The 16,372-nt window shown below is 68.2% G+C and carries 16 protein-coding genes; 10 read left to right on the top strand and 6 right to left on the bottom strand.

What is annotated here, in order from left to right; all coding sequences use genetic code 11:
- Positions 1-5: 5 nt before the first annotated feature.
- Both mce1N and AC5Y4H_RS14465 read left to right on the top strand, forming a co-directional pair.
- Positions 6-551, top strand: coding sequence for a transport-regulating membrane protein Mce1N (gene mce1N, locus AC5Y4H_RS14470; RefSeq protein WP_499982768.1), 546 nt, complete (start codon positions 6-8; stop codon positions 549-551).
- Positions 548-808, top strand: coding sequence for a hypothetical protein (locus AC5Y4H_RS14465; protein WP_499982764.1), 261 nt, complete (start codon positions 548-550; stop codon positions 806-808). Before mce1N ends, AC5Y4H_RS14465 begins: the two co-directional genes overlap by 4 nt.
- On the opposite strand, the gene AC5Y4H_RS14460 is transcribed toward AC5Y4H_RS14465, so the two are convergent.
- Positions 792-1,232, bottom strand: a complete 441-nt coding sequence (locus tag AC5Y4H_RS14460; protein ID WP_499982762.1) for an STAS domain-containing protein — start codon at positions 1,230-1,232, stop codon at positions 792-794. The genes AC5Y4H_RS14465 and AC5Y4H_RS14460 overlap by 17 nt on opposite strands.
- Positions 1,233-1,591: 359 nt before the next feature.
- On the opposite strand from AC5Y4H_RS14460, the gene AC5Y4H_RS14455 reads away from it, so the two are divergent.
- Positions 1,592-2,827 carry an acyltransferase family protein gene (locus tag AC5Y4H_RS14455; protein ID WP_499982760.1) on the top strand — a complete coding sequence of 412 codons (1,236 nt, stop codon included), beginning with the start codon at positions 1,592-1,594 and terminating at the stop codon, positions 2,825-2,827.
- A gap of 90 nt (positions 2,828-2,917) precedes the next feature.
- Complete coding sequence (locus AC5Y4H_RS14450) at positions 2,918-3,604, top strand: Rv0518 family GDSL lipase (RefSeq protein ID WP_499982755.1); 687 nt, start codon at positions 2,918-2,920, stop codon at positions 3,602-3,604.
- A 256-nt stretch (positions 3,605-3,860) separates the two neighbouring features.
- Here the strand turns inward: AC5Y4H_RS14450 and AC5Y4H_RS14445 are convergent, their stop codons facing one another.
- Together AC5Y4H_RS14445 and AC5Y4H_RS14440 are read right to left on the bottom strand one after the other, a co-directional pair.
- On the bottom strand, positions 3,861-6,026 hold the full coding sequence (locus AC5Y4H_RS14445; protein WP_499982753.1) for an acyltransferase family protein: 2,166 nt from the start codon (positions 6,024-6,026) through the stop codon (positions 3,861-3,863).
- Positions 6,027-6,035: 9 nt separating this feature from the next.
- Complete coding sequence (locus AC5Y4H_RS14440) at positions 6,036-6,911, bottom strand: alpha/beta hydrolase (RefSeq protein ID WP_499982854.1); 876 nt, start codon at positions 6,909-6,911, stop codon at positions 6,036-6,038.
- Between the two features lie 424 nt (positions 6,912-7,335).
- Here AC5Y4H_RS14440 and AC5Y4H_RS14435 point away from each other — a divergent pair, with 424 nt between their 5' ends.
- Genes AC5Y4H_RS14435 through AC5Y4H_RS14425 form a run of 3 tightly spaced genes read left to right on the top strand, consistent with a single transcriptional unit; the run spans position 7,336 to position 11,318 of the window.
- Complete coding sequence (locus tag AC5Y4H_RS14435; RefSeq protein WP_499982751.1) at positions 7,336-8,481, top strand: LLM class flavin-dependent oxidoreductase; 1,146 nt, start codon at positions 7,336-7,338, stop codon at positions 8,479-8,481.
- A gap of 5 nt (positions 8,482-8,486) precedes the next feature.
- Entirely contained in the window at positions 8,487-9,845 is a 1,359-nt protein-coding gene (locus AC5Y4H_RS14430) for an MFS transporter (protein ID WP_499982749.1), read from the top strand.
- A gap of 42 nt (positions 9,846-9,887) precedes the next feature.
- Complete coding sequence (locus AC5Y4H_RS14425; protein WP_499982747.1) at positions 9,888-11,318, top strand: amino acid permease; 1,431 nt, start codon at positions 9,888-9,890, stop codon at positions 11,316-11,318.
- An 84-nt stretch (positions 11,319-11,402) separates the two neighbouring features.
- Here AC5Y4H_RS14425 and AC5Y4H_RS14420 read toward each other — a convergent pair whose 3' ends face one another.
- The 3 genes from AC5Y4H_RS14420 to AC5Y4H_RS14410 are packed head-to-tail and all read right to left on the bottom strand — an operon-like array spanning position 11,403 to position 13,904.
- A complete protein-coding gene (locus tag AC5Y4H_RS14420; protein WP_499982745.1) occupies positions 11,403-12,434 on the bottom strand; it encodes a ketopantoate reductase family protein in 1,032 nt (343 codons plus the stop codon).
- On the bottom strand, positions 12,317-13,504 hold the full coding sequence (locus tag AC5Y4H_RS14415; RefSeq protein WP_499982743.1) for an enolase C-terminal domain-like protein: 1,188 nt from the start codon (positions 13,502-13,504) through the stop codon (positions 12,317-12,319). Before AC5Y4H_RS14415 ends, AC5Y4H_RS14420 begins: the two co-directional genes overlap by 118 nt.
- 4 nt (positions 13,505-13,508) lie before the next feature.
- A complete protein-coding gene (locus AC5Y4H_RS14410; RefSeq protein ID WP_499982738.1) occupies positions 13,509-13,904 on the bottom strand; it encodes a nitroreductase family deazaflavin-dependent oxidoreductase in 396 nt (131 codons plus the stop codon).
- Between the two features lie 73 nt (positions 13,905-13,977).
- Here AC5Y4H_RS14410 and AC5Y4H_RS14405 point away from each other — a divergent pair, with 73 nt between their 5' ends.
- The 3 genes from AC5Y4H_RS14405 to AC5Y4H_RS14395 all read left to right on the top strand — a co-directional run bounded on the left by AC5Y4H_RS14405 (position 13,978) and on the right by AC5Y4H_RS14395 (position 16,352).
- Positions 13,978-14,322 (top strand): hypothetical protein, encoded by a 345-nt coding sequence (locus AC5Y4H_RS14405; protein ID WP_499982736.1) that lies wholly within the window; start codon positions 13,978-13,980, stop codon positions 14,320-14,322.
- A 72-nt stretch (positions 14,323-14,394) separates the two neighbouring features.
- On the top strand, positions 14,395-15,744 hold the full coding sequence (gene hemL, locus AC5Y4H_RS14400) for a glutamate-1-semialdehyde 2,1-aminomutase (RefSeq protein ID WP_499982735.1): 1,350 nt from the start codon (positions 14,395-14,397) through the stop codon (positions 15,742-15,744).
- A complete protein-coding gene (locus AC5Y4H_RS14395) occupies positions 15,744-16,352 on the top strand; it encodes a histidine phosphatase family protein (RefSeq protein ID WP_499982733.1) in 609 nt (202 codons plus the stop codon). Before hemL ends, AC5Y4H_RS14395 begins: the two co-directional genes overlap by 1 nt.
- The last annotated feature ends 20 nt before the right edge of the window (positions 16,353-16,372 follow it).

Here is a 16,372-nt window from a genome sequence, read left to right as displayed (position 1 = left end):
TTGCGATGACCACCGACAGCGACGCCGCACCCAAGCCGTTGTTCTATGAACCCGGCGCCAGCTGGTGGTGGTTGGCGTGCGGCCCGGCCGCCGCGGTGGCCATGGTCCTGATCGAAATCTGGAGCGGTGCCCCGGTATCGCTGGTGGTGCCCGCGATCTTCCTGGTGCTCGTCTCGACGTTCCTGGGGATACAGGTGAAGGCCGCACGGATCCACGTCTCGGTCGAGCTCACCGAAGACGCACTGCGCCAGGGCACCGAAACGATCCTGGTCCGCGAGATCGTCAAGGTGTATCCCGAGCCGGACAACCACGAAGCGTCCGAGAAAGACGTGGCGCGGTGGCAGTCGGCCCGGGCGCTGGGCGAACTGGTCGGAGTGCCGCGCGGACGCGTCGGGATCGGTCTCAAACTGACCAACCACCGCACGGCCCAGGCCTGGGCGCGTCGTCATCGTCAGCTGCGGGCGGCGCTCACTCCACTGGTGCAGGAGCGGGTGGAGCCCACCCGGTCGATCGACGGGGACCGCGACGACGACGCGGGGACCGCTCAATGAACCCCCGCAACCGCGCGATGCTCGAGCTGGGCCTGGCCTGCGTCGCGCTCATCTGCTCGGGACTGAGCTGGTGGCACTCGCATCACATGGTGACCGTGGCGCCCATCGCCAACGGGGAGCCCTCCACCACGTCGCTGACTTACGACCCGCAGCTGCTACTGCTGACGCTGGTGCTGTTGACGGGCGCCGGGGTGCTGGCGGTTATCGGGGCCGCCAGGCTGCGCCGCGCGCGCCAGCGAGCTACAACGGCTTCCTGACCAGTGGCAACGCCATCCGGCGGCGGAGCGCGATGGCTTCCGCCCGATCCTGCAGGGCCTCGTGAACCGAGCGCATGATCGGAAAATTGGCGTCATGACCGGTGTCATCGAGCACCTGAGTCACCGCTGAGCTGGCCACCAGGGTCCAATCCACCCCCGCGGCGCGACAATCGGCGTCGAACGCGTACAGCAGCGAGATGCCGGTCTCAGCAAATCCGCTGACGTCGGCCACGTCGAGCACCACAGGGTTTTCCCCGAGGGTGAAACGCGCAATGTGATCGCTGATGCGGTCGACATTCACATCGTTTATTTCGCCGCGAATGTGCACGACCGTCGCGAGGTGGCGGTGGTGCGCCCGGACTTGCGCGCCCTCGCACTCAAACACGCAGTTGTCGTGGCCAGTCTGGCTGCCTGCGATCGTCATGCAGACCCCTCACTCTCCGTGGCGCTCGCGCCATCCTCGGCGGGGCTTGGACGCTCGCCAAAGAACGTTTACGACGCTATGCGCCAAGCATAAGGAGACCGGAAGCCGTGTCTAACGCTTTGCTAAGAAACATTTGCGTACCCACTGGAATCATGCGGTGAGCAAACGCCTTGCCGGAATATCGACCCAGGGGAATACCCCGGAACCCCGTGTGCCACACCACGACCGTCCCCGCATGCCGGTGATTGCGCTGCTACGCTGCCAGGGCTGCCGGTTGCTGGTCGGGGCCTTCAATTGGCGAGATTCCCACTCGGTCGGGTAGCAGAACGCAACAGCGAGATTCGGACGGGAAGTGCAGCGTGCGCGGCGGAGAGATCAGGGGCGAGATTACGGCCCTGACGGGACTCCGTATCGTCGCCGCGGTTTGGGTGGTGCTGTTCCACTTCCGCCCCATGCTCGGCGATGTGTCGACCGATTTCCGCGACGCCCTCGCGCCTGTGCTCAATTGCGGCGCCCAGGGCGTCGACCTCTTCTTCATCCTCAGCGGGTTCGTGCTGACGTACAACTATCTCGACCGCATGGGCCGCTCCTGGTCGACCCGCGCGACCCTGCATTTCCTGTGGCTGCGACTGGCCCGGGTGTGGCCGGTGTACCTGGTCACCTTGCACATCGCCGCCCTGTGGGTGATCTTCACCTTGCACGTCGGCCATGTGCCGTCGCCGGACGCCGCGCAGCTCACCGCGATCAGCTACGTGCGCCAAGTCCTCTTGGTGCAGTTGTGGTTCGTGCCGTTCTTCGACGACTCGAGTTGGGACGGTCCGGCCTGGTCGATCAGCGCGGAATGGCTGGCCTACGTGCTTTTCGCTGTCCTGGTGCTGGTTCTGTTGCGGATGAAACAGGCGACCAGGGCGCGCAGCCTGATGGTCCTGGCATTCGCGGCATCGCTGCCGCCGGTGCTGATGTTGCTCACCAGCGGCCACTTCTACACACCGTGGAGCTGGCTGCCGCGAATCGTCACCCAGTTCACGGCGGGCGCACTGGCCTGTGCCGCGGTACGCAGGCTGCGGCTCAGCGATCGTGGCCGCCGCGTCGCCGGATACGTCTCCCTGCTTCTCCTGGCCGCCGTGGTTGGCGTGCTGTATTGGTTTGGTGCGCACCCGATATCGGGAGTGGTGGAGAACGACAGCGGCGGCGTCGTCGACGTGTTGTTCGTTCCGCTGGTGATTTCGCTTGCCATCGGGCTCGGCAGCCTGCCCAGGGCCCTCTCGGCCCGGGTGATGGTGTACGGGGGCAAGATCTCCTTCTGCCTGTACATGGTGCATGAGTTGGTGCACACCGCCTGGGGCTGGGCAGTCGAGCAATTCGAGCTCAATACCCTGGATAACCCGTGGAAATGGAACGTCATCGGCCTGCTCGCGATTGCCCTGGCCGCCTCGGTACTGCTGTACCACGGCGTCGAGGAGCCCGCCCGCCGATGGATGCGCAAGATGGTCGATGTCAGAGCCGTCAACGCGGCAAGCGATCCCGGCGAGTCGACCAGTAAGCTGCATCCGATCGACCGTCCGCTGGAAGCGGTTTCGGTCCGCGCGGTGTGATCGGCGCCTCAGCGGCCGGCCGCGCTTCACAGGGAATACTTGGTGAGGACGCGGCGGCACCCGGCGATGCCGTTCACAGTGGAGGTGAGAGTGACTCGTCTGGCCACCTTTCTCATTGGGTTGAGTTTTCTGGCGGGCGTGGGCATCGCATGCCCGGCGCAGGTACGCAGCTACGAGACGCTGACGCTCGACTTCCGGCTGAATCACGTGGCAGTGGTCGGAGATTCGTACACCACGGGAACCGATGAGGGCGGTCTGGGATCGAGATCGTGGACGTCGCGCGCCTTTCAGGTGCTCGGTTCCCGCGGTTCGCGGATCTCGGGCAGCGTGGCCGCGGAAGGCAAAGCCGGTTACGCCACGCCGGGCGACCACGGCAGTGTCTTCGAGGACCTGACGCCCAGGGCGGTCGAGCCCGACGACGCGCTCGTGGTGTTCTTCGGCTCCCGCAACGACCAGGGCGTCGATCCCGGGACGCTGACCGTAAAGACCAACGCCGCTTTGGCTCTGGCGCGCCGGCTGGCGCCTGCGGCGCGGCTGCTGGTGATCGGACCGCCGTGGCCGACCGCCGAGGTGCCGCCGTCGATGTTCTTGATCCGCGACATCCTCGGCGGGGCGGCCGGGGCGGCCGGGGCGACGTTCATCGACCCGATCGCCGAACACTGGTTCGTCGGCCGACCCGACCTGATCGGTGCCGATGGGGTGCATCCGAACGACGCGGGGCACCAGTACATGGCGGACAAGATCGCGCCCCTGATTCGTTCGCAGCTGTCGACCTGATTGAGGGCGGGCGGTTTGGCGGCCGAGCCGAAATCGCTACGGCGCAGCGAGTTTGGCGTGGACATGCGCCGTCAGTCGTTCGCGTGCCGTTCGTAGTCCCAGCGCTCCAAGCGGTCTTGCACGTGGAGGAACCCGATTCCTGCGAAGGGCGCGGCTACTGCGACGCAGACCAGCAATAGCGGTGACATGACCCTAAAACCTCCAAAAGTCCTTCCCTGATCTGACGTTGGTCAGCCATGAGAAGTTCATTGACTACTCACCCGCCTGCCAGGGCGCGGTCCGCGAGCGCACCCATCAGCGGTGCCACCAACTGTGCGTATTCGGTTGTCACATGGTTGTCGTCGCGGAAAACCAGGGTGTTGCCGACGATGATCGGGCAGCGGTCGGGGGTACAGAACATGTCGGTCAAGTCGGCGTAGTGGCCGCCGCTGCGGACCGCTGCAGCCTGCTCAGCGGCAATCCCGTCGCCGTCCACGGCGTCGGATTTCGCTGGCGTACAGGCGCTTACGTCGTCTAGGTGGGCGGACAGGCACGTCGGCGCGGACGAATGCGGGTCGGGAGCGGGTCCCAACACGAGGACGGTCGCGCCCGTGCCGCGCAACTGCGCCACGGTGCGTCCCAAAGTGTCGATCCATGCCGGGTCGTAGGAGGTGAAGCCGAAGTCTGCGCCATAGCGCCGGCTCATGTCCAGCACGATCAGGCGTGGGTGTTCGGCGTTCATCCGGCCCATGATCTGCCCGCGCCACTGTTCGCATTCGGTGTATTCGCGGCCCAGATACGGGCTCACGATGTGCAGGTCTTGCAGAGGGCAGGTCACCTTGGCCAACGTTTCGAGTCGCCAATGCCGCTGCCCGGCAAGCTGCTCGAAGGCGGGGTTCCACATGGCGGCGTGCGAGTCGCCGATCAGCGCGACCGTGGTCGGCGAGCCGGTGTCGCCCGTCGCGCACTCGCTTTGTCCGACATCGCGCCAGGAGCGCACGCAGCCGTTGACGAACACGGTGGCCTTGTCCGCGGGCGCCTTGGCCAACGGCGGGTCCAGGTTCGACGGGACCGCTCGCAGGCCGACGGCCGTTGCGAGCGCATCGCGGGCTTGATCGAACGCCTGACGAACCGACGCTTCCTGGGGAGTGGCGGCCGGGACGCTGGCCGGCGGCGCCGCAATGATGTTCGCGCGTGGGGCCGCCACGCCGTGGCCCACCGGCGCGGGGATCACGTTGAGCAGCAGCATGCATGCGCACGCGGTGGCGGCACTGGCGCCGCCCGCCACGACCAGGCTGACTCTCGCCGACCGGCGCAGCGCCGCGGCGAAGCGGCCGGGGTTCTCCACCAGATGCAGCGTGATGACGGCGAGCCCGGCGGAGACGGCCGTCGCGCTCAACCTGGCCGGCAGCCCCGCAGGTTCCCCGAGCAGTGCCGGCATCAGCAGCAGCACCGGCCAGTGCCACAGGTACCACGAGTAGGAGATCCGGCCGATGGCGCGCATCGCCGGGCGGCACAGCAGGCGACCGGGCCCCAGGCCGCCGGTGACGGCGCCCCCGCCGATGATGAGCGCGGTGCCCAGCACCGGCAGCAGCGCCTCGGTGCCGGGATACGGGGTGTGGGAGTCGAGTTGGGTGCCGGTCAGCAGGATCAGCGCCAGGCCGCCCCACCCGGCGATCGACGCGGTCCGCGCCGACAGTCGGCGCCATTGCTGCAGCGACAGGGCAACCAGGCCACCGGCAGCCAACTCCCAGGCGCGGGTGGGCAGCGAGAAGAACGCCCACGACGGCGAGGTCCGGGTCCACAGCGCGCCCGCCGTCAACGACGCCGCTGCGATCACCGCAAGGAGCACCGCATACGGGGTCGCACGCGTCACCGCCCCGCGGAGTGACGGGATGCGCCGGACCGCCCACGCGACGGCGATGATCAACACCGGCCACACCAGGTAGAACTGCTCTTCCACCCCCAACGACCAGTAGTGCTGGAAGGGCGACGGGGCGTCGGAAGTCAGGTAGTCGGTGCCACGCGCCGCAAACCGGTAGTTGCCGACATACAAGGCGCTGGCGACGCCGTCCAGGAACACGCTGCGCGCCTGCAGCGGGGGCAGTACCGCGGCCGCACCGATCGCGGTGATGGTGCCGACGATGGCCGCGGCCGGCAGCAGCCGCCGGGCGCGCGCGCCGTAAAACCGGCCCAGCGCAACGGTATTCGTGGTGCTTGCCTCGTCAAAGAGCATCCCGGTGATCAGGAAGCCGGAGATGACGAAGAAGACGTCCACCCCGATGTAGCCGCCGGTGATCCCCGGGATGCCCGCGTGATAGAGCACGACCGCGATCACCGCGACGGCGCGTAGCCCCTCGATGTCGGGCCGGAATCTCCTTCGGGTAGTTCGCCGTGTAGCCGAGTGTGGGCTGCCGGCGACCGATTCCTCCCGAAGTGTCATCTGCGTGAGCTAGGTCGCCATCCAGGCCAGCTCGCCGGGCAGCTGGCTGCGCCAGTAGGCGATATCGTGTCCGCCGAGGGAGAAACTGCCCGCCGGCTGGGTCTTCAACTGATAGACGAATTGCTTTGTCGCGAAGTAGAAGCGGTCGAAGTTGCCGCAGTCCACGCGCAGCGGAATCGAATTCAGCGCGGGCAGCCCCAGCACGCTGTTCTGCACAAAGTCATCGTTGCTGTCGAACGCCCCGGGCGCACTCAGCGGGTACGAGGTGTACAACGCCGGGCTGATCGCGCAGATGCCGGCCGTCCGTGCCGGCCCCAGCTTGGCGCCCAGCCGAAGCGCACCGTATCCACCCATCGACCATCCCATGAAGCCGACCCGGGAGGTGTCGAAACCCATGGTGGACAGCATCGGCAGTAGCTCGTCGAGCACCATCGCACCGGAGTCCTCGCCGGAAGTCCGTTTGTGCCAATAGGTGTTGCCGCCGTCGACGCCGACGACCGCGAACGGCGGCTTGCCTTCCTTGGCCAGCTGGGCCAGCCCGTCCGGGACGCCCATGTCGATCATCTGGTTGGCATCGCCGTCCATGCCGTGCAGCGCGATCACCGGGCGCAGCGAGCCGGTCTGGCCCGGCGGCATGGCGATCACGTAGTTGGTCTTGATGCCCCCGCGGGCCGCCGACACGAACGATCCGGTGAGCCTGGTCGGCAGGGTTTTGCCCGCCGCCGACGGCTCGAACGGAGCGGGAGCCTGCGGCAGTGTCGCGGCGCGCGACGCGGCCGGAGCCAGCAGCGATCCGAAGCTGAGCACGCCGGCGGCTCCGAGGCTGGCACCGGCGCCCATCCGGAGCACCGCTCGGCGTGTGAGGTCAGGCATGATCGCAATAATGCCGCGCTGAGCGGGGATTACCCGCCGAGCCACGCCGTATTGGAAGCATTGTGTGATCTGGCGTGATCTTTCGGTCACGAAGCGGTGACCCTGTGGCCCGCTGACCCGTCAGTCCGGCGCGCTGTCGGTGCCGAGGTGCACCATCGCAGCAGAGGGTGGTAGTCATGGTAGCGCCGATCCCGCCGGTTGCCGCCGCCGAAAACATTGCGATCGTATTGCCTTCTGGGACAGCGTGAGACGCGGTCGCGCCCCCCGGTCCGGCCGGGGCCTCGATGTCGCGCCTCGAGGCCGGCGGCCTCGGGCTGCCGCGGTGCCGACGGTGTCGCACCGGGGATGCAATCTCGCAGGTTGCAACCCTCGCTCCGCGACGCCGTCTTGAGCAGGATGAAGCCTTCAGTACACGGGAGCGAAAGAGGATTGTGAGTTGAGTCTCGCGTTTCATTGGTTTTTGCCGACCTACGGCGATTCGCGGAATCTGGTCGCGGGCGGGCACGGCACCGCGATGTCCGGTGACCGGCCGGCAACACTGAAGTACCTGCACCAGATCTGCACGGCCGCCGAGGACAACGGTTTCGGAGCGGTCCTGACGCCCACTGGATTGTGGTGTGAGGACGCGTGGCTGACGACGGCGATGCTGGTCGAATCGACCGAGACCTTGAAGTTTTTGGTCGCGTTCCGTCCCGGGATGCTGAGCCCGACCCTGGCCGCGCAGATGGCCGGCACCTTCCAGCGGCACTCCGAGGGGCGGCTCCTGCTCAACGTCGTCACGGGCGGCGAGCCGCACGAGCAACGGGCTTATGGAGACTTCCTGGACAAGGAGGCGCGATACGCCCGCACCGCCGAGTTTTTGCATGTGGTACGGCGGTTGTGGACTTCCAAGGAGCCCGTAACCTTTGCCGGAGAACACATTCAGGTCGACGGCGCACAGCTGAACAACCCGCCCGACCCGGTACCGGCGGTGTTCTTCGGCGGCTCATCGGCGTCGGCGGGACCGGTGGCGGCCAAGCACTCCGATGTGTATCTCACCTGGGGTGAACCGCTGACCGCGGTGGCCAAGAAGCTGGACTGGATTCGCGGGCTGGCCGTTGATGCCGGCCGGATCCTGCAGTATGGCTTGCGGATTCACGTCATCAGCCGCGATACGGCCGCCGAGGCGTGGGCCGAGGCCGACCGCTTGCTGGCCGCGATCGACCCGGCGGACGTCGAACGGGTGCAGGCCAGCCTGGCACGCAGCGAATCCGAAGGCCAGCGCCGCATGCTGGACCTGCACGGCGGCGACAGCAGCAAGTTGCTGGTCGCGCCCAACCTCTGGGCCGGGGTGGGGTTGGTTCGCGGGGGAGCGGGCACCGCGCTGGTCGGGTCGCACGCCGAAGTCGCCGAGCGGCTGGCCGAATACGCCAAGTTGGGCATCAGCCACTTCATCCTGTCGGGATATCCACATCTGGAGGAGGCCTATTGGTTTGGTGAGGGCGTCCTGCCGCGGCTCGAACGGATGGGATTGTGGCGGCACCCTAGCCGCCAGTCCCACCCGGCGGCGGCGACGCCGTTCGCGGTCGCCTCGGCGCACTGACGGCCATGGCGGCAACCTTGCCGGCGTCCGCATCCGGCGCCGCGATCGCCACAGCGGCGCCCGGCGCAGTTGTTGAATCCGCCCAGCAGCAGCGACGGCGGCTGCGCGTTGTCGTCGCGGCGAGCCTGCTTGGCACGACGGTCGAGTGGTACGACTTCTTCCTGTACGCCACCGCGGCCGGCCTGGTGTTCAACAGGTTGTTCTTTCCCAACGAGAGCTCTTTGGTGGGAACACTATTGGCGTTCGCGACCTTCGCCGTCGGGTTCGTCATGCGGCCCATCGGGGGCCTGGTGTTCGGCCATATCGGCGACCGGATCGGTCGCAAGCGCAGCCTCGCGTTGACCATGCTCATCATGGGCGGCGCGACGGCACTGATCGGGGCGTTGCCGACCGCGGCGCAGATCGGGGCGTGGGCGCCGGTGCTGCTGCTGGTCTTGCGCGTGCTGCAGGGTTTCGCGCTCGGCGGTGAGTGGGGCGGGGCGGTGCTGCTGGCCGTCGAACACAGTCCCGGCGACCGGCGCGGCCGCTTCGGGGCGATTCCGCAGATCGGCTTGGCGCTCGGATTAGCCTTGGGCACCGGCATTTTCGCCTACCTGCAAGTCGTTCTGGGGCCGGCGCGGTTTCTTTCCTACGGCTGGCGCATCGGATTCCTGTTGAGCCTGCTGCTCGTCGTGATCGGCATCGTGGTCCGGTTGCGGGTGGACGAGACACCGGCGTTCCGCGAATTGCAAGACCTGCAAGCCGCATCCACCGTGCCGATCCGCGACATCGTCCGCGAGCCGCGTTCCCGGCGTAACACCGTGCTGGGCCTGCTGTCGCGGTGGGCCGAGGGCTCGGCGTTCAACACCTGGGGTGTCTTCGCCATCAGCTATGCGACCGGTGCCTTGGGACTGAACCGGGTGTCGGTCTTGGTGGTGGTGACGATTGCCGCCCTGGTGATGGCGGTGCTGCTGCCGATATCGGGACTGCTGACCGAGCGCTTCGGTGCGCGGCGGGTGTACCTGGCCGGCATCGCCTGCTACGGCCTGGCGGCCTTTCCGGCGTTCGCCCTGTTCGGCACCAAGAATCTGGTCTGGTTCGGGCTGGCGATGATCATCGTGTTCGGCGCGGTGCATGCGCTGTTCTACGGCGCGCAGGGCACGCTCTACTCCGCGCTGTACCCCACGAACACGCGCTACACCGGGCTGTCGTTCGTCTACCAGGTCTCGGGTATCTACGCCTCCGGGGTCACCCCGATGATCCTGACCGCGCTCATCGCGGCGCTCGGCGGGGCGCCGTGGCTGGCGTGTGGCTATCTGGTTGTGACAGCGGTGATCAGCGTGGCCGCCACCGCGCTGATTCGCGATCGCGACCTGTACCTGTAAGTCGTTGTTGCTGTAGGCCACGAAGCCCGATAGCGTCCGGGCATGCGGCGCACGCAACGCCAGGTGAGTTCCGGTTCTGCGGGGGAGGGCCCCCGCGTGCCGGACGGCGATGTCAATCCGCGACTGCGCCAAGGGTTGTCGCAGCGGCAGCTCAGCATGATCGCCCTCGGCGGCGTGATAGGCGCCGGGCTGTTCGTCGGGTCTGGCGTGGTGATCAAAGGCACCGGCCCGGCCGCGTTCCTCACCTACGCCCTTTGCGGGCTGCTCATCGTCCTGGTGATGCGGATGCTGGGTGAGATGGCGGCCGCGAACCCGTCGACCGGGTCGTTCGCCGACTACGCGGCCAAGGCCCTGGGCGGCTGGGCGGGATTCTCGGTCGCGTGGCTGTATTGGTATTTCTGGGTGATCGTGGTGGGCTTCGAGGCGGTCGCCGGCGGGAAGGTGCTCAACTACTGGTTCCATGCTCCGCTGTGGCTGCTATCGCTGTGCCTGATGGTGTTGATGACCGCGACCAACCTGTTCTCGGTGTCGTCGTTCGGCGAATTCGAATTCTGGTTCGCCGGAATCAAAGTCGCGACGATCGTGATCTTCCTGGTGGTGGGGGCGGCGTACGTTGTCGGGTTGGTGCCCGGGCATCACGGAGGTCTGGCCAACCTGCACGCACACGGCGGGTTCTTTCCCCACGGGGTCGGCGCGGTGTTCGCCGCCATCGTGGTGGTGATTTTTTCCATGGTGGGCGCCGAGATCGTCACCGTCGCCGCCGCGGAGAGTCGCGACCCCGAGCTCGCGGTCCAAAAGGCGACCCGATCAGTCGTGGCGCGCATCGGGATCTTCTTCGTCGGTTCGGTCTTTTTGCTCGTGGTCCTGTTGCCCTGGGACTCGGTGGAACTCGGTGCCTCGCCGTACGTGGCCGCGCTCAAACACATGGGGCTGCCCGGCGCGGACCAGGTGATGAACGCCGTCGTGCTGACCGCGGTGCTGTCCTGCCTGAACTCCGGTCTCTATACGGCCTCGCGCATGATGTTCGTGCTCGCCGAGCGGGGCGAGGCCCCGAAGCGGTTGGTCAGGCTCAGCGGGCGCGGCGTTCCCCATTTCGCGATCTTGTGTTCGTCGGCGGTCGGGTTCGGTTGCGTCGTCATGGCGCGCGTGGCGCCCAACACGGTGTTTCTCTTCCTGCTCAACTCCTCGGGCGCCATCATCCTGTTCGTCTACTGGCTGATCGCGTGCTCGCAGATCATCCTGCGCCGCCGGACACCCGCGGAAAAGCTGACGGTGAAGATGTGGTTCTACCCGGTGCTGTCCATCCTCACGCTGACCGGAATCACCGCCGTGCTGGTGCAAATGGCGTTCGACCACACCGCACGCAGCCAGCTGTGGCTCAGCCTGCTGTCCTGGGCGGTGGTGATCGGCGCGTACTTTCTGGCGCGATTCCGCGGCCGGGTTTCAGGACTGAGTTCGTCGCAAATGCGCTAGCGGATGTGCCAGCGGGCGCGCGGCAAGGTCGAGCCCTGAGCCGAAAACCGCGGATTGCCCTGCGGCACGGATCTTTCGGCCCAGTCAGCTCCAGCGCCGCTCGATCGACTTGATCAGCGCGGTCAGGGTCGCGTTCACCGGCGCCGCGACGCCCACCCGCGCGCCCTGGCGGGGGACCGCGCCGTTGATGACGTCGATCTCGCTGACCCGGTGCGCCTCGTGGTCCAGCAGCGCCGACGGCTTGGCGTCGGGCATCTGCGCGCCGAAGGCGCGAACGTGCTCGACCGCATCGGTGACGGCGACCGCGATGCCCGACGCCCGCGCGACGGTCCACGCCTCCGTCGCGGCCGCCTGGCTGACCGGCCCCATCTCCGGATCGTCCATCACCTGCCCGACGGTCATGCCGGTCAGCGCGCACGGTGCGCTGTACGCGGCGTTGCAGATGAGCTTCTCCCACTGCATGGCGGCGATGTCGGTGACCGCGGCCGCATCGAATCCGGCGGCCGTCCACACGCGCGCGATCGATTCGACCGTCGACAGCGGCAGCGACGAGTAGGCGCCGAACCGCATCGCCTTCATGGCGTTGTGCCGTACGTGCCCGGGGGCCACGGTCGCCGCGCCGAATCCGCTGGCAATGCCGACAGCGACCCGCTCGCTGCCGACGATGCCCGCGACCGCCTCCGCCGATCCCAATCCGTTCTGGATGGTCAGGACCGGCGTGGCTGGACCGAGCATCGAAAGTGCTTGTTGCGCACCGGTTGTCACGTCGGCCGCCTTCACGGCGAGCACAATCAGATCCATCGCCTCGTCCGGGGCGGTGGTGCTCGCCCGCAACGGCACCACCCGGTCGTAGCCCGGGCCGGTGACCCGCAGCCCGTGTTGGGCGATCTGATCGATGGCCGCCTGGTAGCGGTCGACGGCCAGCACATCGTTACCCGTGGCGGCCAGCCTGGCCGCGTAGATGGAACCCATGGCACCGCAACCGATCACGGCGATCTTCATCCGCGCTGTCTCCCGTCCGTCATGTCGGCGATCAGTTCGCCCAGGCCGGCCTTCTGCTCGAGCCCGAAGCCCGCGGCGTCGGTCGGCGAGATCCGGCCCGCCGACAGCGCGCACGCGTCGGGGTAGCCGCCGAACGGCGCGAAGACGCCGGGATAAGCCTCACATCCGCCCAGGCCGAGCCCGGCCGCCACGTGCAGGTTGATCAGATGACCGCCGTGGGGGAATGCGAAACGGCGGTCGAATCCGCTCGACTCCAAGACCTCGAGCATCCGGATGTATTCGGTCAACCCGTAGCTCAGGCCCGGATCCATCTGGAAGACATCATGATTCGGCCGCATTCCGCCGTAGCACAGCAGGTTGGTCACGTCCGGCACCGAGAACAAATTCTCCCCGGTGGCCACCGCACCGCCGTAAGACTCCGTCACGGCCCGGTTCAGCGCGTAATCGAGCGGATCGCCCGGCTCTTCGTACCAGCGCAGGCCGTAGCGGGCCAACGCGCTCGCCCATCGGGTGGCCTCGGTCCGGTCGAAGCGGCCGTTCGCATCGACGCCGACCCGGCCGGCCTCGCCGACGATGTCGACGACGGCCTCGATGCGCGTGAGGTCCTCGCCCAGCGCGGCGCCGCCGATCTTCATCTTCACCGCCTCATAGCCCGCGTCGACGTATCCCCGCATTTCCGCGCGCAGCCGATCGACTCCGCCGTCGGCGTAGTAGTAGCCGCCGGCGGCGTACACCGGCACCGACGGTGCCGGGTCCCGTCCGGCGTGGCGGGCGATGGTCGCGCAGGCCGGCTCGTCGCGCAGTTTCGCGTTCAGGTCCCAGCACGCCAGTTCCAGCGCGGCTGCGGCCGCGGCCCGGTCGCCGTGACCGCCGGGCTTCTCGTTGGTGAGCGCGCACCCCAAAACCGCCGCGGGATCGAGGTATCCGGACGCATCCAGCAGCGCGTCGGGGGAGGCGGCCAGCAGCCGCGGGATCATCCGGTCGCGCAGGATCCCGCTCTGGGCGAACCGGCCGATCGAATCGAAAGCCACGCCCGCTACGGGCCGCCCGTGCCGGGTCGCGTCGGTGACCACGGCGACCAGCGAGACTGTGTGCTGGGAGAAGTCGACCACCGCATTGGCGGGTCCGCCGCGTGGTCCGCGGTCGAGGGCGACCGCCCGCTCGACGATCGCCGCGATCCGCATGTTGTCAGGAAGTCTTGGTAAGCAGTACCGCTTGTTCGAACGGCAGCCGCGCGAAGACCGGTCGCGTCCCGCGAGCCAGGTGCGCCGCCGCCTCGGCCTTGGTGACCACCCGCGGATCGGCGATGCCGACGGTCTTGCCCTTGCTGCGCAGCCGGCCGCCTCCGGCCGCCTTCAGGTTCTTCAGCCAATCCCGGTCCGGGCCATAGGTCAGCAGGATGGCCACCCCGGGTTTGCCATCGACTTCGGCGTTGAACACGTTCACCGGCGTTCGGTACGGCTTGCCCGAGCGCCGCCCGACATGCTCGACGATCCCGAACGGCGGGAGCCAACCGGCCCACATCCGCTGAATCGGGTTGGTGACGTGACGGTTGAACCGGGCAAGTCCTTCTGGGAGTCGCATACCGCTATCCAACTCGCAGGCGCGGGGCGAGGACAACCCGGCTTCGGCGCGACAATGGGGCTACTGTCGTCTCATGGGACAGGCAGCGGGTGACGAAGCCGCCCGGCGCGCCGAGGAATTGCTGCGCAGGGCCGAAGAACTGTCCGCGGGCCAGGCCATTACCGAAGCCGACGTGAAGCGCGCGGCCGAGCACGCCGAGCATTCTCACGAGCGCGACCAGGCGGCACATCAACGCGGGGTGCAGCGTCACTACGAAGCAGGTGTCGCGCATGAGCGCGCCGCCGAAGTGGAGGAACTCGCGGTCGCCGAGGGCCTCGGCGATGTCGCCGCGCACCGTCGTGCGGCGGACAAAGAACACGAGGCGGCGCGCCGCCACTTCATCGCGGCGCAGGAAACCGACCAGCAGGGCGGCGAGTAACCTTGCCGCTCGCAGCACGTACTGCTACACCCTGTAGTTGAATGGCCCGCGAGGGCTGGGACACTGGTCGTCATGGGAAGCAGTGATCAGGCGACCGCGCACGCCACCGGGGTCCCCCGGGCCACGGCGGCGTCGGCCCGGTTGTTCGAGGACGCCTGCGCGGTGATTCCCGGCGGGGTGAACTCCCCGGTCCGCGCGTTCAGCGCGGTGGGCGGGACGCCGCCGTTCATCACGGAGGCGCGCGGGTGCCACCTGACCGACGCCGACGGCAACCGCTACGTGGATTTGGTCTGCTCGTGGGGCCCGATGATCCTGGGTCATGCGCACCCCGCCGTCGTCGAGGCCGTCGCCAAGGCCGCCGCGTCGGGCCTGTCGTTCGGGGCGCCCACGCCGGCCGAGAGCGAGCTGGCCGCCGAGATGATCGGCCGGGTCGCGCCGGTCGAGCGGATCCGGCTGGTCAACTCCGGCACCGAGGCCACCATGAGCGCGGTCCGGCTCGCCCGCGGCTTCACCGGCCGGGCCAAGGTCATCAAGTTCTCCGGCTGCTACCACGGCCACGTCGATGCGCTGCTGGCCGACGCGGGTTCCGGGGTGGCGACGCTGGGCCTGCCGTCCTCGCCGGGAGTCACCGGCGCGACGGCCGCCGACACAATCGTGTTGCCCTACAATGACATCGACGCCGTGGAACAGAGCTTCGCCCGGTTCGGCGAACAGATCGCGACGGTGATCACCGAGGCCAGCCCGGGCAACATGGGGGTGGTCCCGCCCGCTCCCGGCTACAACGCGGCGCTGCGAGCGATCACCGCCGAGCACGGCGCGCTGCTGATCATCGACGAGGTGATGACCGGCTTCCGGGTCAGCCGAAGTGGTTGGTACGGAATCGATCCCGTGGAGGCCGACCTGTTCACCTTCGGCAAGGTGATGAGCGGCGGCCTGCCGGCCGCCGCGTTCGGTGGCCGGGCCGACGTGATGGAGCGGCTGGCGCCGCTGGGCCCGGTGTATCAGGCCGGCACGCTGTCGGGTAATCCGGTGGCGATGGCCGCCGGGCTCGCGACCCTGCGCAACGCCGACGCCACCGCCTACGCCACTTTGGACGCCAACGCCGATCGCCTGGCCGGGCTGTTCTCCGACGCGCTCACGAATGCCGGTGTGGCGCACCAGATTCCGCGGGCCGGCAATATGCTCAGCGTGTTCTTCTCCGAAACCCCGGTGAAGGATTTCGCGTCCGCCCGGGCCACCCAGACGTGGCGCTATCCGCCGTTCTTCCATGCGCTGCTGGGCGCCGGCGTCTACCCGCCGTGCAGCGCCTTCGAGGCGTGGTTCGTCTCGACCGCGCTGGACGACGCCGCGTTCGACCGGATCGCGGACGCCCTGCCCGCCGCGGCCGGCGCCGCCGCACGAGCCGAGGAGGGGAAGTCCTGATGGCCGAACAGACCCGGGTGCACGTCGTGCGGCACGGCGAGGTGTACAACCCGAGCGGCATCCTGTACGGGCGGCTGCCGGACTTTCATCTCTCCGACAACGGCCGCGCGCAAGCCGCCGCGGTGGCCGATGCGCTGGCGCACCGCGACATCGTCGCCGTGATCGCGTCGCCACTGGAACGGGCCCAGGAGACCGCCGAGCCCATCGCCGCCAGGCACGGCCTGGCCGTGGACACCGACCCGGATCTGATCGAATCGGCCAACTTCTTCCAGGGCAAACGGGTCAGCCCGGGCGACGGCGCCTGGCGCGACCCGCGGGTGTGGTGGCAGCTGCGCAACCCGTTCCGGCCGTCCTGGGGTGAGCCGTACGCCGAGATCGCGGCCCGGATGCAGACGGCGGTGGATAAGGCCCGCGCCCGCGGCGCGGGCCACGAGGTGGTGTGCGTCAGCCACCAACTGCCGGTGTGGACGCTGCGGCTGCACGTGATTGGCCGGCGGCTGTGGCACGACCCGCGGCGGCGACAGTGCGGGCTCGCGTCGGTGACAACCCTGGTCTACGACGGCGACCGGCTGGTGGACGTCGAGTACAGCGAACCGGCGGCGCATTGATCACCGCGCGACGGCAGGCG

It is taken from the genome of Mycobacterium sp. NGS58 (assembly GCF_059812385.1).
The sequence above is the reverse complement of the archived record's forward strand: the minus strand, read 5'-3'. Positions and strand labels throughout refer to the sequence as shown.

What these genes read in the sequence shown, in the direction of transcription:
- mce1N (WP_499982768.1), top strand. Translation starts at nt 6, where the DNA reads ATGACCACCGACAGCGACGCCGCACCCAAGCCGTTGTTCTATGAACCC.
- AC5Y4H_RS14465 (WP_499982764.1), top strand. Translation starts at nt 548, where the DNA reads ATGAACCCCCGCAACCGCGCGATGCTCGAGCTGGGCCTGGCCTGCGTC.
- AC5Y4H_RS14460 (WP_499982762.1), bottom strand. Translation starts at nt 1,232, where the DNA reads ATGACGATCGCAGGCAGCCAGACTGGCCACGACAACTGCGTGTTTGAG.
- AC5Y4H_RS14445 (WP_499982753.1), bottom strand. Translation starts at nt 6,026, where the DNA reads ATGACACTTCGGGAGGAATCGGTCGCCGGCAGCCCACACTCGGCTACA.
- AC5Y4H_RS14430 (WP_499982749.1), top strand. Translation starts at nt 8,487, where the DNA reads ATGGCGGCAACCTTGCCGGCGTCCGCATCCGGCGCCGCGATCGCCACA.
- AC5Y4H_RS14425 (WP_499982747.1), top strand. Translation starts at nt 9,888, where the DNA reads ATGCGGCGCACGCAACGCCAGGTGAGTTCCGGTTCTGCGGGGGAGGGC.
- AC5Y4H_RS14415 (WP_499982743.1), bottom strand. Translation starts at nt 13,504, where the DNA reads ATGCGGATCGCGGCGATCGTCGAGCGGGCGGTCGCCCTCGACCGCGGA.
- AC5Y4H_RS14410 (WP_499982738.1), bottom strand. Translation starts at nt 13,904, where the DNA reads ATGCGACTCCCAGAAGGACTTGCCCGGTTCAACCGTCACGTCACCAAC.
- AC5Y4H_RS14405 (WP_499982736.1), top strand. Translation starts at nt 13,978, where the DNA reads ATGGGACAGGCAGCGGGTGACGAAGCCGCCCGGCGCGCCGAGGAATTG.
- hemL (WP_499982735.1), top strand. Translation starts at nt 14,395, where the DNA reads ATGGGAAGCAGTGATCAGGCGACCGCGCACGCCACCGGGGTCCCCCGG.
- AC5Y4H_RS14395 (WP_499982733.1), top strand. Translation starts at nt 15,744, where the DNA reads ATGGCCGAACAGACCCGGGTGCACGTCGTGCGGCACGGCGAGGTGTAC.